The 12,657-nt window shown below is 63.4% G+C and carries 12 protein-coding genes; 1 reads left to right on the forward strand and 11 read right to left on the reverse strand.

The genetic code is table 11. The features are described 5' to 3' along the window. Positions 1-27: 27 nt before the first annotated feature. The 5 genes from gap to QUG01_RS04485 form a co-directional block, all read right to left on the reverse strand. A complete protein-coding gene (gap, locus tag QUG01_RS04465) occupies positions 28-1,026 on the reverse strand; it encodes a type I glyceraldehyde-3-phosphate dehydrogenase (RefSeq protein WP_011134115.1) in 999 nt (332 codons plus the stop codon). A gap of 209 nt (positions 1,027-1,235) precedes the next feature. Then, positions 1,236-2,918, reverse strand: coding sequence for an N-acetylglucosamine-specific PTS transporter subunit IIBC (gene nagE, locus QUG01_RS04470; RefSeq protein ID WP_500829069.1), 1,683 nt, complete (start codon positions 2,916-2,918; stop codon positions 1,236-1,238). Positions 2,919-3,194: 276 nt separating this feature from the next. Continuing rightward, positions 3,195-4,205: an SIS domain-containing protein gene (locus tag QUG01_RS04475; protein ID WP_500829092.1), complete on the reverse strand. Its 1,011-nt coding sequence runs from the start codon at positions 4,203-4,205 to the stop codon at positions 3,195-3,197. Next, positions 4,198-5,319, reverse strand: coding sequence for an N-acetylglucosamine-6-phosphate deacetylase (nagA, locus tag QUG01_RS04480; protein ID WP_500829070.1), 1,122 nt, complete (start codon positions 5,317-5,319; stop codon positions 4,198-4,200). Before nagA ends, QUG01_RS04475 begins: the two co-directional genes overlap by 8 nt. Next, the gene (locus QUG01_RS04485) at positions 5,316-6,050 is read right to left on the reverse strand and encodes a GntR family transcriptional regulator (RefSeq protein ID WP_043629116.1); all 735 of its coding nucleotides are present in this window, start codon (positions 6,048-6,050) and stop codon (positions 5,316-5,318) included. The genes nagA and QUG01_RS04485 overlap by 4 nt, the downstream gene beginning before the upstream one ends. Before the next feature lie 393 nt (positions 6,051-6,443). Here QUG01_RS04485 and QUG01_RS04490 point away from each other — a divergent pair, with 393 nt between their 5' ends. Next, complete coding sequence (locus QUG01_RS04490) at positions 6,444-7,598, forward strand: lytic polysaccharide monooxygenase (RefSeq protein ID WP_500829071.1); 1,155 nt, start codon at positions 6,444-6,446, stop codon at positions 7,596-7,598. Positions 7,599-7,631: 33 nt separating this feature from the next. On the opposite strand, the gene yedA is transcribed toward QUG01_RS04490, so the two are convergent. The 6 genes from yedA to purD form a co-directional block, all read right to left on the reverse strand. Then, a complete protein-coding gene (gene yedA / locus QUG01_RS04495) occupies positions 7,632-8,495 on the reverse strand; it encodes a drug/metabolite exporter YedA (protein WP_500829072.1) in 864 nt (287 codons plus the stop codon). A 61-nt stretch (positions 8,496-8,556) separates the two neighbouring features. Beyond that, the gene (gene tolQ / locus QUG01_RS04500; RefSeq protein WP_103321366.1) at positions 8,557-9,225 is read right to left on the reverse strand and encodes a protein TolQ; all 669 of its coding nucleotides are present in this window, start codon (positions 9,223-9,225) and stop codon (positions 8,557-8,559) included. Positions 9,226-9,250: 25 nt separating this feature from the next. Next, on the reverse strand, positions 9,251-9,784 hold the full coding sequence (tsaC, locus tag QUG01_RS04505) for an L-threonylcarbamoyladenylate synthase type 1 TsaC (protein ID WP_500829073.1): 534 nt from the start codon (positions 9,782-9,784) through the stop codon (positions 9,251-9,253). 125 nt (positions 9,785-9,909) lie between these two features. Continuing rightward, positions 9,910-10,050: a hypothetical protein gene (locus QUG01_RS04510; protein WP_500829093.1), complete on the reverse strand. Its 141-nt coding sequence runs from the start codon at positions 10,048-10,050 to the stop codon at positions 9,910-9,912. Positions 10,051-10,239: 189 nt separating this feature from the next. After that, positions 10,240-11,244 (reverse strand): UDP-glucose 4-epimerase GalE, encoded by a 1,005-nt coding sequence (galE, locus tag QUG01_RS04515; RefSeq protein WP_500829074.1) that lies wholly within the window; start codon positions 11,242-11,244, stop codon positions 10,240-10,242. 110 nt (positions 11,245-11,354) lie between these two features. Next, positions 11,355-12,632: a phosphoribosylamine--glycine ligase gene (purD, locus tag QUG01_RS04520; RefSeq protein ID WP_500829075.1), complete on the reverse strand. Its 1,278-nt coding sequence runs from the start codon at positions 12,630-12,632 to the stop codon at positions 11,355-11,357. Between the last annotated feature and the right edge of the window lie 25 nt (positions 12,633-12,657).

Here is a 12,657-nt window from a genome sequence, read left to right on the forward strand (position 1 = left end):
GAACAACTCTCCCTTACTCGATCAGGCTCAGCCTGCCACGTGCTTCACAAAGCGCAGCATATTGCAGGTGTAGCCGTATTCGTTGTCGTACCAGGCCACCACCTTGATGAAGGTCTTGTCCAGCGCGATACCGGCGTCGGCGTCGAAAGTGGACGGCGCGGTGTTGCCGACAAAGTCGGTGGACACCACTTTTTCATCGGTGTAGCCCAGCACGCCCTTCAGTTCGCCCTCGGAAGCGGCCTTCATCGCCTTGCAGATGTCGGCGTAGTCGGCTTCCTTCTCCAGCTCCACGGTCAGGTCGACCACGGACACGTCGGAAGTCGGCACGCGGAAGGCCATGCCGGTCAGCTTCTTGTTCAGTTCCGGAATCACTTTGCCCACGGCCTTGGCGGCGCCGGTGGACGACGGAATGATGTTTTCCAGGATGCCGCGGCCGCCGCGCCAGTCTTTGGACGACGGGCCGTCCACAGTCTTCTGGGTGGCAGTGGCGGCGTGCACGGTGCTCATCAGGCCGCGCTTGATGCCCCAGTTGTCATGCAGCACCTTGGCCACCGGGGCCAGGCAGTTGGTGGTGCAGGACGCGGCGGAAACGATGGTTTCGCCGGCGTACTTGTCGTGGTTGACGCCGTAGACGAACATCGGGGTGTCGTCCTTGGACGGCGCGGACTGCACCACTTTCTTGGCGCCGGCGTCGATGTGCTTCTGGCAGCCTTCCTTGGTCAGGAAGAAGCCGGTGCAATCGATGACGATTTCGGCGTTCACTTCGTTCCACTTCAGGTTGGCCGGGTCTTTTTCCGCGGTCAGGCGGATGGTCTTGCCGTTGACCACCAGGCTGCCGCCCTCCACCTTGACGTCGCCCTGGAAGCGGCCGTGCACGGAGTCGTACTTCAACATGTAGGCCAGGTATTCCGGATCGAGCAGGTCGTTGATGCCAACCACCTCAAGCTCCGGGAAGTCCTTGGCGATGGCGCGAAACACCATGCGACCGATGCGACCGAAACCGTTGATACCGACTTTGATAGCCATGATGAAGTCTCCTTGTCAGCTTGTGACAGCTCAATGAATGATTCGATGGTGGTAACGACGCCATCGAAATAGCGAATTCGGATCGCGGCCAAGGCCGCGCATGCCCTAAGAAAACAGCGCAAGGCCGATTTCCCGCCTTGCGCTGTCACTTTCCACTCATTTCACAATGTAATCAACACGCTACATCAAATGTTGATCATTTTACCGCTTCAAGCCTGTAAAACCGCGGCGTAAGGGGTGGCGTCCCCTTGCAGAACCACGTGCAATACGGTAGACGACACCGAGGTGACGCCGCTGGCGCCCAGCTGCTGCAGCGCCGCCTGATCCACGCGGGCGGCATCGGCCACTTCCACGCGCAGCCGGCTGCCGGCCACCACTTCCACCTTGCGCACATTGCCCTCGCCGCCCAAAGCGGCCAGCCAGCGCGCCTTGTCGATGCTGGCGCCGCTGGCGGCGGCAGCCGACACCAGCTTTTCGGCGGCAGCCTGCTGCGCCGGAGCGCTTGCGCCGGAAGCCAGCGCGTTGCGGATTTCGTCGGCGATCAGGTCGGCTTCCGGTCCCAATACCACTTGCACGCTGCCGGCGGCCGGCTTGATCAGGCCGCGGGAACCCAGCGCCTTCAGCGCGGCTTCGTTCACTTGCTCGTTGCTGGCCACCTGCAGACGCAGGCGGGTGGTGCAGGCGTCAACCGATTTCAGGTTGGCGGCGCCACCCAGCGCATCGATGAAGGCGCGCGCGCGGCCGGTGCCGGCGGCAACTTCAGCCACCGCTACGGCCACATCTTCGCGGCCCGGCGTCTTCAGATCGAACTTCTTGATGAAGAACACGAACAGCGCGTAGTAGACGGCAAAGTAGACTGCGCCCACCAGCAACAGCAGCAGCGGCTTGGTGGCGATGCCATAGTTGATGACGTAGTCGAACAGGCCGGCGGAGAAGCCGAAGCCCAGTTTCACGCCCAGCGTCTGCATGATGGCCATGGACAGGCCGGTCAGCACCGCATGGATGCCGTACAGCACCGGGGCCAGGAACATGAAGGCGAATTCCACGGGCTCGGTCACGCCGGTCAGCATGGCGGTCAGCGCCATGGAGAACAGCAGGCCGCCCACGGCCGCCTTGTTTTCCGGCTTCGCGGTGCGGTACATCGCCAGACAGGCGGCCGGCAGGCCGAACATCATCACCGGGAACATGCCGGACATAAACATGCCTGCGGTCTTGTCGCCGGCGAAGAAGCGGGTCAGGTCGCCATGCACCACCTTGCCGGCGACGGTGGTGAAGTCGCCCACTTGGAACCAGACAATATTGTTGAGGATGTGGTGCAGGCCGGTGACGATCAGAACGCGGTTGAGCACGCCGTAGAAGAATACGCCCACTTCGCCGGTGGCGATCAGCCACTTGCCCACGGCGTCAATGCCATGCTGCACCGGGGGCCAAACGTAGCCTAGCACCGCCCCGAGCACAAGCATGCCAAAGCCTGTCACGATGGGCACAAAGCGCTTGCCGCCGAAAAAGGCAAGGTAGCTGGGCAGCTTGATGTCCTTGTAGCGGTTATACAGATACCCGGCGATCAGGCCGGACAGAATGCCGGACAGCACGCCCATATTGATCTTTTCGTCGATCACTTTCAGCACGGCGGTCAGCACCAGGAAACCGATGGCGCCGGCCAGGCCGGACGTGCCGTTGCCATCCTTGGCGAAGCCCACCGCCACGCCGATGGCGAAGATCAGCGCCAGGTTGCTGAAAATGGCGTCCCCCGCCTGCGCCATGAATTTGATGTCCAGCAGATCGGGCTGGCCCAAGCGCAGCAGCAGGCCGGCGACCGGCAGCACGGCGATAGGCAGCATCAGGGCGCGCCCCAGCTGCTGTATGCCTGCAAATTTGTTGGTAGTACTCACAAGATCTCTCCCAGGTTGATTCTGGTGCCGTCTTGTCAAACGGCGGCTCCCCAGCACTTTACAGCTCTAGATTCCCCGCGCCCTGCACAGGCAGAGGGTGACAACATCGTTACCCGCACATCCGTCTCCTGCGCCTTCCCCCGCCGCTTTGGCCTCCGACCCGGCGACAACCCGCGGGGGGAGACGCCCCGCGGGCCGCCACGGTCTGGAAGCGTCTACAGGCCAAACAGCCCTAGACGCGGCGGGGAAATCTTCACATTCTTGCGCGCGCCCGCCTCAGCGGGTGCAGGTCACCTTGGACAGGTGGCGCGGCACATCCGGGTTCAGCCCGCGCGCCTCGGACAGGCGGGCGGCCATCAGGTAGAAGCTCTGGATCGCCAGCAGCGGGTCAAGCGCCTCGTCATCGGCCACGCTCAGCGTCAGGTCGCGGCTTTCCACGTCGGCCGGCGCGGCCAGCAAGACCTTGGCGCCGCGGCCGCGCATCTCGGCGGCCAGGGCGATCAGGCCCTGCTGCTCCGGTCCGCGCGGCGCGAACACCAACAGCGGGTAGCCTTCGTCGATCAGCGCCATCGGGCCGTGCTTGATCTCGGCGCCGGAGAAGGCCTCAGCCTGGATCGCGCAGGTTTCCTTGAACTTCAGCGCCGCTTCCAGCGCCACGGCGAAGCCCAGGCCGCGGCCCACCACCATGATGCGCTCCGCGGGCTGCAGCACTTCGATGGCGGCGGACCAGTCCTGGACCGCTGCCTCGGTCAGGCGCTGCGGCAAGTTCTCCAGCGCGGCCAGCAGGCCGGCGTCGTTCTGCCAGTGGGCCACCAGGCGGGCCACGGCAGACAGCGCGGTGATGTAGCTCTTGGTGGCGGCGACGCTCTTTTCCTCGCCGGCGCACAGCGGCGCCGCCCAATGGCATGCTTCCGCCAACGGCGAGTGCGGCTTGTTGACCAGCGCCACGGTGTGGGCGCCGGCATCGGACAGGGCCTTCATGGTGTCGACCAGGTCCGGGCTTTGGCCCGATTGCGATACCGCGACCGCCAGCTGCCCCTTCACCGCCAGCGGCGACTGGTGCAGGGTGACGATGGACATCGGCAGCGACACCACCGGCACGCCGAGGCGCTGCATCGCCAGATAGGCGAAATAGCTGGCGGCGTGGTCGGAACTGCCGCGGGCCACGGTCAGCGCCAGCTGCGGACGGATGCGGGCCAGTTCGCGGCCCAGCGCAGCCAGGCCTTCATCGGCGTACATATGTTGCGCGGCCACCGCTTCGGCGGCGTACAGCGCTTCTTCAAGCATCAACGAGGCCAATTTCCTCTCCCTCAACGTAGACTTGCTGCAAATTCAGTTCCGGGTCCATCACCACGATGTCGGCCCAGGCGCCCGCTTCCAGGCGGCCGCGTTCGGCCAGGCCCAGATAGTCGGCCGGATACAGCGACAGGCGGTGCGAGGCATCCGCCAGCGGCAGGCCGATCTTCACCAGATTGCGCAGCGCCTGATCCATGGTCAGCGTGCTGCCAGCCAGGGTGCCGTCGGCCAGACGCACTCCGCCCATGCATTTGGTCACCGAGTGCGATCCCAGCTTGTACTGGCCGTCCGGCATGCCGGCGGCGGCGGTGGAATCGGTCACGCAGTAAAGGCGCGGAATGGCGCGCAAGGCGGTGCGGATGGCGCCCGGATGGACGTGGAGCAGATCGGGGATCAGCTCGGCGTACTCGGCATGCGCCAGCGCCGCGCCGACGACGCCAGGCTCGCGGTGATGCAGGCCGGTCATCGCATTGAAGAGGTGGGTAAAGCCGGACGCGCCCTGCTGCAGGGCTTCCACCGCCTGTTCGTAACTGCCCAGGGTGTGGCCCATCTGCACGCGCACGCCTTGCGCGCTGAGCAGGCGGATGATGTCCATGTGGCCCGGGATCTCCGGCGCCAGGGTGATCAGCGAGATCGGCGCCAGCGCGCGGTAGGCGTCGATCTGCGCCATCGCCGCCTGGCAGGCGTCGTCAGGCTGGGCGCCCAGCTTGCCGGGGTTGATGTACGGACCTTCCAGGTGCACGCCCAGCACGCGGCTGCCGGCCGGCGCCCGCTCCTTGCTGCAGCGTCCGATGTCCGCCAGCACGCGGGAGATTTCGTCCGGCGGCGCGGTCATGGTGGTGGCCAGCAAGGACGTGGTGCCGAAACGGGCGTGCAGCCGCGCGACATGGGAGACGGCGTTGCCGCCCTCCATGATGTCCACGCCGCCGCCGCCGTGCACGTGCAGGTCGATGAAGCCGGGCAGAATGTAACGTTCCGGCTGCCGGCCCGATGCCAGGCTGGCGTCTATCGCTGCGATGCGGCCATCGGCCGCCAGGCGCACGGCGCCGTCCATCCAGCCGGAGGCGGTGAGGATGCGGCCCTGCAAGGTCTGGTTCAAAGTCATCGTTTCAGTTCGGCTACAAAGTCGTAATAATCGTTGCGGCAATAGGTGTCGGTCAGCTCGATCGCCACATTGTCGGCATTGAAGCCGATACGGGTGATCAACAGCATCGCCTCGCCCGGCCGGATGCCGGCGAGCTGGGCGATCTCGCCCGAAGCATTCACCGCCCGGATATGCTGCAGGGCGCGCACCACCGAATGTCCCGCCGCGTCCAGGTGGGCATACAGCGAAGTGCCCACCGACTGCGGGTCCGGCAGATACGCCACCGGCATCGTACTCATCTCAATCGCCATCACCACGCCGTCGGCGAGGCGCTGGCGCTTCAGCCGCGCCACCATCGAGGTCGGCGACAGCCCCAACTTGATCACTTCCTCGTTGCTGGGCGGGAACACGCCGCGCTCCAGCCATACCGAGGACGGCACGAAGCCGCGCAACCTCAACTGCTCGGTGAAGCCGGTCAAACGCGACAGCGGCTGCTCCAGCCTGGGCGTGATGAAGGTGCCTGATCCCTGGCGCCGGCGGATCATGCCCTGCTCCAGCAGCACGTCCATCGCCTTACGCGCGGTCACCCGCGAAATGCCCAGCTCTTCCGAAAACGTCCGTTCCGACGGCAGCGCCTCGTCTGCCTGCCACCAGCCGGCGTTGATCGCGTCGGCCAGCTTGCGCGACAGCTGCAGGTATAACGGGGTGCTGAGGGTTTCATCCGGTTTCAATGCTTGCCAGCGGTTTTCCATGGTCGTCTGCAAGTGGTCTGAAAATGGCAGTGTAAGCCTAGTCTCCCGCCGCCGGTATCCCATCCTTGTTCCGAATGCCGCGTAATCCGTTCGCTACACTGCGCACGTTAATACCACATTAATACCACGTCAATACCAATTATCAAGGCAAGGTGAATTGATTCGCGAGACATGACATCGCCGCGACAGTCCGGCGGGACGCCTTAAAGAAATCGACCCGGCGCCAAACCGGGCCATCGGGACAGGTCAACTCCCAGTCAAACCTTGCCACAATAGCCGCCGCGCCTGGCAGGGCGCGCCCCGCACGCCGGGATGGTCGGCCCAGAAAGGCCGCACGATCCCGGCGTGACGCCGGAGAAGCCTCCGCATACCACTATCAGACGAGGAATCCGCATGAAACCGTATTGGCACCTATCCGTGATGGCCTTGAGCAGCTTAAGCGCCCAACTATGGGCCCACGGCACGATGGAACGACCGCAAAATCGCGTCTACGGCTGCTATCTGGAAGGCCCGGAAGCGCCAAAGAGCAAGGCATGCCAGGACGCCAGGCAAATCGGCGGCACTCAGGCGATGTATGACTGGAACGGCATCAACCAGAACCCGACAGGCGACCAACACCAGGCCGTGGTGCCGGACGGCACGCTGTGCGGCGGCGGCAAGGCTGAATTCCGCGGTTTCAACCAGCCGCGCGCCGATTGGCCAGCCACCCGCATCGTGCCAGACGCCAAAGGCAACTACGAGTTCGTCTACCGCGCCACCGCGCCGCATGCCACCCAATACTTCCGTTTCTACATCACGCGCGACGGCTGGCGGCCGGAGCAGCCGCTGAAATGGTCTGATCTGGAACTGTTCGGCACGATCAACGGCACGCCGCGCCTGGACGGCGACAAGCGCTATCGGATGACGCTGCCGCTGCCGGCCGGCAAGAGCGGCCGCCACATCATCTACAACGTGTGGAAGCGTTCGGACAGCGAAGAGGCCTTTTACTCGTGCTCCGACGTGATGTTCGACACCGACGGCCAAACTCCCGGCGCAAAGCCGCCTTTGGCCAATCCATGGAAAGAGATAGGCAACGTCGTCGCGCATGAGGATCTGCCGGCCAACAGCACGGTGACGCTGCGGGTATTCGACGCGCTGGGACATGATGCCGAGAGCCACAGCGTCAAGCTGACGCCGGCCAACGCCGGCATGGCCAACTGGCCTTACGAGCTGGCACGCAAGGTCAATGCCGCGTCGCGCGCCATACGCATCGGCGTGGCCAGCCAACGGCAACGGCAGGTCGTGATCACGCCGGTGCAAAGCGCCAGCGCCAACCGCGTCTATCTCAACGATGGCTATCCGGGCTATGGCTACAACATTGATTTGAAGAAAGGCAACGGCGGCATTGTGCCGCCGCTGCCGGCCAACTGGCGCGAAGGGACGCCCTACCGCCTCGGCCAGCTGGTCAGCTACCAGGGCCGCAGCTACCGTTGCCTGCAGCCGCACACCGCCCCGATCGGCTCCGGCTGGACGCCATCCAGCCAACCGGCGCTATGGCAAGCTCTGTAAGACCCCGCCGGGCATCCCGCAGGAGCCGCCCGGCTAACGCCGCCAACTGATCAGCAGCACCGCCGCCACAATCACCACCATGGCCAGCATCTCCTGCGGACCGACATGCTCGCCCAGGAACAGCACGCCCAGCAGCACCGCGATCACCGGATTGACATAGGCGTAGCTGGTGGCGGCGGCGGCCGACACCGTCCGCAATAGATACAGGTAGGCGCTGTAGGCGATCATCGAGCCGAACACCGTCAGATACAGCAAGGCGCCCCAGCCGGCAGCGCCCGGCCAGGCCGTCAAGCGCTCGCCGATGGCGAAACTCGACAGCAGCAAGGCCAGGCCGCCAAAGATCATGGTCCAGGCGCTGCCCATCGCGCCCGGCGGCTGCGCCAGATGCTTGCTCCAGGCCGAGCCCAGCGCCCAGCCGGCCGAGGCCAATACCAGCAGCACCGCCCCTTCAGGACTTGCGCGCAGGCTGGAACCCAGATTCAGCAACACGATGCCGAATACGCCCAGCAACATGCCCGCCCACTCCAAGGCGCGCGACTTATGGCCAAACAGTCGGGCGAACAGCAAGGTGAACAGCGGCACCGTCGCCACCACCAGCGCGGCCACGCCGGACGACACCTCGCGCTCGGCCATCGTCACCAAGCCATTGCCCACAGCCGGCATCAGCACGCCAAGAATGGCCGCCCCACGCAGCTGGCGCGCATCCGGCCACGCCACGCGGCGCCAGCGCAGATAGGCCAGCACGATGCCGCCCGCCAACAGAAAACGAATGCCGGCCATCATCAGCGGCGGCCAGGACTCCACCCCGATGCGAATGGCCAGATAAGTGGAGCCCCAGATGATGTAGAGGGCGAAGAAGGCCGCCAGCGTGAGCGGCGCGAGACGTGAAAAAGGCATGGCGAAGTCCAGACGGTACGGACTCAAACCATGCCAGAGGCCAGCCAGGGCGGCAAGCGGCTTAGCGCATCGCCAGCCGCTGCAGGATGTTGGAGAACTCTTCCATATAGGTATCGAAACGGGTGGCCAGGCGGTCCACATCGGTGGCGAAGCGGTTATAGGCCACCACCGCCGGGATGGCGGCGAACAGGCCGATCGCCGTAGCCACCAGCGCCTCGGCAATCCCCGGCGCCACCGTGCTCAGCGTGGCCTGGCCGGCGTTGCCCAAGCCGATGAAGGCATGCATGATGCCCCACACCGTGCCGAACAAGCCGACGTAAGGGCTGACCGAACCGACCGTCGCCAGGAAAGAGGTGTGGCTGTCCAGCGCGTCCAGCTCGCGCTGCGCCGCCGCGCGCATCGCCCGGCGCGAACCATCCATGATGTCTGACAGCTCGGTGCCGGTCCGGCCGCGCAGCTTCAGAAACTCGGCGAAGCCTGACTGGAAAATGCGCTCCATCCCCACCGCGTCGCTACGGCGGCACACATCCTCGTACAGACGGTTCAAGTCCGCCCCGCTCCAGAAGTTGCGCTCGAACTCCTCGCTATGGCGCTTGGCCGCGCCCAAAACCGAGATCTTGTTGAAAATCAGCGCCCAGGACAGCAGGGAGGTCAAGGCCAATCCCGCCATCACCAACTGCACCAACAGGCTGGCGTTCAGGATCAGGCTGATGAATGAAATCTGTTGCACGTCTTATTCCTCGGTTCACATACGGCTAGCGTAACACGCGGCCGGTTTCCAGATCGATGATGGTGGACGGTTTGCGCCGTTTGCCGATGCGCCCCGGCAAGGTCAATACCTTATCTTTAAACGCCTTGCGGCAGGCCTGCGCCGTTTTCAACGATTTCTGGCCCGCGCGGTTGGCCGAAGTCGACACCAAGGCCGTCCCCAGCGCCCGGCACAAGGCCGCCGCCTCGCCATGTGCCGTCACCCGCACCGCGATCTTGTCATGCCGGCCGCGCAGCGCCGGCGGCACCCGCCGCGAAGCAGGCAACAGAAAGGTGTATGGACCGGGCCAATAGCGCGCCAGTTCCGCGCGCTGCGCCGCGCTAAGCGGCCGCACCAGATGGCGGATCTGCTCGAAATCGGCGGCGATGACGATCAAACCCTTGTGATTGGGCCGCGCCTTGATCGCCAGCACGCGGCGAATCGCCCGCACGTCGAGCGGACGACAACCCAGGCCGTAACAGGATTCGGTGGAATAGGCGATCACGCCGCCATGGCGCAGACGGGCGCGGGCGTGATGCAACAGCAATTTGCCAGGAAGGCGAGGCAAGACAGCAAGACCAGAATTCATCGTGACTCAAACAAAAATATGTAGTCATTGTAACGGTAACTTAGCAGTAAAGGTCGGAATGAAAAGTACATTACGAATCACTGCTTCAAAACCTCAACAATCCCTAGTAGCTGACTGCGGCGCAACTGACGGCGACAAACCGGTTTTTTCTGAGCCTCCACACCATGAATTTGAAATACAGTTTTGGCCAGATCGACACCGAAGCGCATAATCTTCATGGTGGACTCCCTTTTCCGTATTGACTGGGTGTTTGACACTTCCTAGTCTCGCACCTCGATGCCGCTTCAGCGGAGGAAGACTATCCCATTGATTCACAATGCTGTTGCAATCAATAGCAGATAAACAAAGAACCCAAGCAGCATGACTCCCGGTTGGGCTCTGAAAAAACAAGTGATAGATGATTCAACTCACTCGAAACCCGCCGGATTCTGGCTCTGCCAGCGCCAACTGTCCTTGCACATTGCCGACAAATCCTTCTCTGCCCGCCATCCCAACAAACCTGCAGCTGCGGCAGGATCCGCCCAACACTCCGCAATATCTCCCGGCCTGCGGTCAACAATCTGGTAGGGGACTTTCACACCGTTGACTTGCTCGAAAATCTGGATCATTTCCAGCACAGAATAGCCCTTGCCGGTGCCCAGATTAACCGTCAGCAGGCCGAGATTACGGGTCAGCGCCTCGACAGCCTTAACATGGCCCGCGGCCAGATCCACGACATGGATATAGTCGCGTATGCCGGTGCCATCCTTGGTGGGATAATCGCTGCCAAACACCTTGAGCTCGGCTTGTTTGCCGCAGGCCACTTGAGTGATGAAAGGCATCAGATTATTAGGAATGCCATTCGGATATTCGCCGATCTCACCGCTTTCATGCGCGCCAATCGGATTGAAATAACGCAGCAGCGCGATATTCCAGTCCGGCTCCGCCTTGGCAAAATCGCGCAGCATGTCCTCGACGATCAGCTTGCTGCGGCCGTAAGGGTTGGTGGCGGATAGCGGAAAAGATTCCGTGATCGGCACCGAGGCAGGGTTGCCGTATACCGTGGCCGAGGAGCTGAACACGAAGTTGCGCACGCCATGTTGCTTCATCGCACGCAACAAAGCCAACGTGCCGGTTACGTTGTTCTCGTAATATTCGAGCGGTTTGGCCACTGACTCACCCACCGCCTTCAAACCTGCAAAATGGATCACGGCCTGGATGGGATGCCGGAACGCCGCCTGCAAGGCCTCGGGATCGCGGATATCGCCCTGAACGAAGGTCAGCGTCTTGCCTGTCAGCTTTTCTACACGTCGCAAAGACTCCACCTTGCTATTGCACAGATTGTCCAGCACCACCAGCTCATGGCCGGCTTCCAACAATTGCACGCAAGTATGGGATCCGATGTAACCGGCACCGCCTGTTACCAAAATCATATTATTCCCGCCTGATGACTATCGATAAGAGTGAAGAAGTCTAGCGGATTCCCCATGACAAAACAGCACCCGCAGGTGCTGTTTTGTATTTACCGTGCAAGAAAAACCGCTCAGTGTTTGCGCCCGATCGCCCGCGCGCCTATGTCGCGGCGGAATTGCTTGCCGGCGAACTCGATGGCGTCGGCCAACTGGTAGGCGCGGCTTTGCGCCATCTTGACGCTGTCGCCCAGGCCCACCGCGCATAGCACGCGGCCGCCGCTGCTGCGCAGTTGGCGCTGTTCGTCCAGCACCGTGCCGGCGTGGAACACCATGCCGTCATCGCTGGCGGCCGGGATGCCATGGATGGCGTCGCCCTTGCGCGGCGCGTCCGGATAGCCGGCCGCGGCCAGCACCACGCCCAGCGCCACGCGACGGTCCCACTCCGCCTCCACCTTGTCGAGCTTGCCGTTGACGCCGGCTTCCAGCAGCACGGTGAAGTCGGTCTTCAGACGCGCCATGATGGGTTGGGTTTCCGGATCGCCGAAGCGGCAGTTGAACTCGATCACCTTGGGATGACCTTGCTCGTCTATCATCAGGCCGGCGTAGAGGAAACCGGTGTAGGAATGGCCGTCCTTCTTCATGCCCTGCACCACCGGCTGGATGATTTCGCGCATCACGCGATTGTGCACTTCCGGCGTCACCACCGGCGCCGGGCTGTAAGCGCCCATGCCGCCGGTGTTCGGTCCCTGGTCGTGGTCCAGCAAGCGCTTGTGGTCCTGGCTGGTGGCCATCGGCAGCACGTGTTCGCCGTCCACCATCACGATGAAGCTCGCTTCCTCGCCAGTCAGGAAATCCTCGATCACCACGCGGCTGCCGGCCTCGCCCATCTTGTTGGAGAGCAGCATGTCGTCGATGGCGGCGTGCGCCTCTTCCAGCGTCATCGCCACCACCACGCCTTTGCCGGCGGCCAGACCGTCGGCCTTGATCACAATGGGCGCGCCGCGTTCATTGACATAGGCATGCGCCTCGGTGGCGCTGCGGAAAGTCTGGTAAGCGGCGGTGGGAATGCCGTGGCGCTGCATGAAGGCTTTGGCGAAGTCTTTGGAGCTTTCCAGCTGCGCGCAGTACTGAGTGGGGCCGAACACTTTCAGGCCTTCGCCGCGGAAAACGTCCACCACGCCGGCGGCCAGCGGCGCTTCCGGACCAACGATGGTCAGGTCGACTTTTTCTTGCTTGGCCAGGGCCAGCCATTCGGCCACGCTGTTGGCCGGCACATTGGTCAGATTCGGGTCCAGCGCGGTGCCGGCATTGCCCGGCGCGACAAACACCTTGGAAACGCGCTTGGATTTGGCGATGCGCCAGGCCAGCGCGTGTTCGCGTCCGCCGGAGCCGATCACGAGAACTTTCATGGGATTTTAGTCCTTTTACAAAGAG

It is taken from the genome of Chromobacterium sp. CCUG 76385 (genome assembly GCF_059916625.1).

Coding starts and splice junctions, on each gene's coding strand:
- gap (WP_011134115.1), bottom strand. CDS start 1,026: ATGGCTATCAAAGTCGGTATCAACGGTTTCGGTCGCATCGGTCGCATG.
- QUG01_RS04510 (WP_500829093.1), bottom strand. CDS start 10,050: ATGAAGATTATGCGCTTCGGTGTCGATCTGGCCAAAACTGTATTTCAA.
- purD (WP_500829075.1), bottom strand. CDS start 12,632: ATGAAAGTTCTCGTGATCGGCTCCGGCGGACGCGAACACGCGCTGGCC.
- QUG01_RS04490 (WP_500829071.1), top strand. CDS start 6,444: ATGAAACCGTATTGGCACCTATCCGTGATGGCCTTGAGCAGCTTAAGC.
- QUG01_RS04475 (WP_500829092.1), bottom strand. CDS start 4,205: ATGCTTGAAGAAGCGCTGTACGCCGCCGAAGCGGTGGCCGCGCAACAT.
- QUG01_RS04485 (WP_043629116.1), bottom strand. CDS start 6,050: ATGGAAAACCGCTGGCAAGCATTGAAACCGGATGAAACCCTCAGCACC.
- nagA (WP_500829070.1), bottom strand. CDS start 5,319: ATGACTTTGAACCAGACCTTGCAGGGCCGCATCCTCACCGCCTCCGGC.
- yedA (WP_500829072.1), bottom strand. CDS start 8,495: ATGCCTTTTTCACGTCTCGCGCCGCTCACGCTGGCGGCCTTCTTCGCC.
- galE (WP_500829074.1), bottom strand. CDS start 11,244: ATGATTTTGGTAACAGGCGGTGCCGGTTACATCGGATCCCATACTTGC.